A 3,170-nucleotide genomic window follows, 5' to 3' on the forward strand; every position below is an offset into this window, starting at 1 on the left:
GCCTACGTGCGCTTTACGCCCAGTGATTCCGAGCAACGCTAGCCCCCTTCGTATTACCGCGGCTGCTGGCACGAAGTTAGCCGGGGCTTCTTCTGCGGGTACCGTCATTATCTTCCCCGCCGAAAGGGCTTTACAACCCTAAGGCCTTCATCACCCACGCGGCATGGCTGGATCAGGCTTGCGCCCATTGTCCAATATTCCCCACTGCTGCCTCCCGTAGGAGTCTGGGCCGTGTCTCAGTCCCAGTGAGGCTGATCATCCTCTCAGACCAGCTACCGATCGTCGCCTTGGTGGGCCATTACCCCACCAACTAGCTAATCGGACGCGGGCCGATCCCTCGGCGATAAATCTTTCTCCTTACGGACGTATCCGGTATTAGCCCAAGTTTCCCTGGGTTATTCCGAACCGAAGGGTACGTTCCCACGTGTTACTCTCCCGTCTGCCGCTCCCGTATTGCTACGAGCGCTCGACTTGCATGTGTTAAGCCTGCCGCCAGCGTTCGCTCTGAGCCAGGATCAAACTCTCAAGTTGGATGAGAACTTGTTCCGGCTGATCACAACGTTTGACGAGGTCCCACCTCATCCATGCGCGCTGTGGACATGAGCCCGACTTGCGTCGTGCCCACACCCTCCGCTTCACGGAAATGGTGTCGACCTGAAACGTGTACCGCCGAAGTCTCGTCCGGCCGCCGCTGCGCCGGGATCAATCCTTAAGATCGATCCCCCGCTGGAAGCGGCCCGCAAGGACTCCGCCGTCCACGTTTCTCTTTCTTCCGATTCACCTGTCAAACAGCCCGGGACCACAAGGATCCCTCCTCCCCGAACAAGCCGGAGAGCCGCCGAAGCCACGGCCCCCGACACAACAAGTCGGAGGCTGGTCACCGTTATCAGTGAGGAGCTTCGCAGGCGCGCCATCGCGCCGAGCAGCGGCGCGCCGTGTGGGAGCTATATAGGCTGCGGCCCCGAACCTTGTCAACACTTCCCGGTCAGATTTTCTCACCCCACGGGCTTGTGTATAAATCGGATGGCGACAACCCGGGATAGTGGCCGCCGGGCTCCGGCACGCGGGCCACGGCTTGGATGGGCAGATTGCCGTACTCCAGCCACAATCTTCGCACCTCTTAGCTCCCGGGGATATGCCGGGCGCTCGGCCCGGTCTTGTGGGACATTTGACCGCAAAACAATAGCCTGGGGTTCCCAGGCGGACGATGATCGGTCCGGCCGAGCGCCGGAGCGTGGAGCGTATCGGCGCTTGTGGGAGCCGGGACGCGGGGCGGGGCGGTGGTTCACATATGGACCGCCTGGACGGGGGAACGGTCGCTTGGATCATAGTACGGGGCGCGATTCGCAAGGACCCAAGCCCGATGCCATGGAACTCGGCAACGAACCGCCGTTGTCCGTGGACGGTGGTCTACGCAGGGATTTCGACCGCCGCCGCGTATCGGTGCGGTGGCTGTCCGGCACGATTCTGACCGGCCTGTGCGGCGCCGCCCTGATGGGGGGCGCCGTTTTCGCAGCGCTCGACGGCGAAGCGCATTTCGCCGCCAATCCGGAACGGGTCGAGGCGTCGCGCGGCCCCGTCGGCGGGCGCGGCACCGCGCGCAAGAGCGACCGCCTGCCGCCGGTCGCCGAAACCAATTCCGCCCGCCATGTCATCCGCGTGACCGCGATGACCAGGGTCGGCGAGCGCGAAGTGCCGCGGGTGCGGCCGTTCGTCAAGATCTCCAGCAATCTGGCGCTGTCGACGACCGAATTATCGGCAAAAATCCCGCCGTTCAATCCGCAGCGGCTGCTCGCCAGCATGGGCGAGGACGAAACGCCCGCCGCCGAGGCGAGCGTCGACGCGGCGCCCGACGAGGAGGTCTCCTTCGTCACCCGCGATCTCCTGAGCGCGATGCCGCGCCTGAAGCTCGCGGCCCTGCTGCCGATGAACGACGTGCTGGGCAAGGTCCGCGACGCCGCCAACTACACCGGCTCGGTTCCGCCGAAATTCGCCCTGGCGAGCATTGATCCCGGCAAGCTCGCCTACGCCTCTGCGGATGCGCCCGCCGACCCCTATGCCGGCTTCGAGGCGCGGATCGTGCCCGAAAACATCACCATGCTGCCGAAGACGGCGAGCCAGGCGACCGGCGGCAACAGCTGGAGCGAGCGCAGCATCGTCATGAAGAAGGGCGAGACGCTCGGCGCGATCCTGCGCGATCTCGGCGCCACGCCCGAGGAGATCAAGGCGATCGCGGCGGCGCTCGGTCCGCGCGGCCGCGACGGCAATCTCAAGGAGGGCCAGAAGCTCCGGGTGCTGCTGTCGCCGGTCCGCGGCTCCCAGCGCCAGCAACCGGTGCGCGTCACGCTGGTCGGCGAGACCGCGATCGAGGCGGTGGTGGCGCTGTCCGATCTCGGCAAATATGTCGGCGTCGATGTCCAGAGCGCGGAGACCAAGGTCGCCGATGCCGCCGACGACGACGAAGAGGATGACGGCACCGGTGTCCGGCTCTATCAGAGCATCTACGAAACCGCTTTGCGCAACCAGGTGCCGACCAGCGTGATCGAGGAGTTGGTCCGGGTCTATTCCTACGACGTCGATTTCCAGCGCAAGGCGAAGCCCGGCGACTCCTTCGAGGTGCTCTACAGCGGGGACGAGGAAAGCAACGACGGCAAGGCCGATGTGATGTTTGCGTCCCTGACCGTCGGCGGCGAGGCCAGGAAGTTCTACCGCTTTATCACCTCCGACGACGGCATCGCCGACTACTATGACGAGACCGGCAAAAGCGCGAAGACATTCCTGGTGCGCAAGCCGGTGCCCACCGCGATCATGCGCTCGGGCTTCGGATCGCGGCGCGATCCGATCTTCGGCTACACCAAGATGCACACCGGCATCGATTGGGCGGCGCCGATGGGAACGCCGATCTATGCCTCCGGCAATGGGGCGATCGAAATCGCCGGCTGGGAATCCGGCTACGGCAAATACATCCGCATCAAGCATACCAACGGCTACGAGACCGCCTATGGCCACATGACCGCCTTCGCCCGCGGCATGGAGCCGGGCGCGCGGGTGCATCAGGGCCAGGTCATCGGCTATGTCGGTTCGACCGGTCACTCCACCGGCGCCCACGTCCATTACGAAATCATGGTCAATGGCCGCTTCGTCGATCCCATGCGCATCAAGCTGCCGCG

General features: G+C 64.6%; 1 protein-coding gene and 1 rRNA gene. One reads left to right on the forward strand and one right to left on the reverse strand.

The window, feature by feature from the left end:
* A 16S ribosomal RNA gene (locus tag VK804_RS29625) occupies positions 1–531 on the reverse strand; the annotation flags it as partial.
* Positions 532–1,320: 789 nt separating this feature from the next.
* Here VK804_RS29625 and VK804_RS29630 point away from each other — a divergent pair.
* The coding region (locus tag VK804_RS29630) for a peptidoglycan DD-metalloendopeptidase family protein (protein ID WP_414642865.1) at positions 1,321–3,170 on the forward strand (1,850 nt) is incomplete at its 3' end.

The organism is Bradyrhizobium sp., from assembly GCF_035484855.1.
Taxonomy (GTDB): domain Bacteria; phylum Pseudomonadota; class Alphaproteobacteria; order Rhizobiales; family Xanthobacteraceae; genus Bradyrhizobium.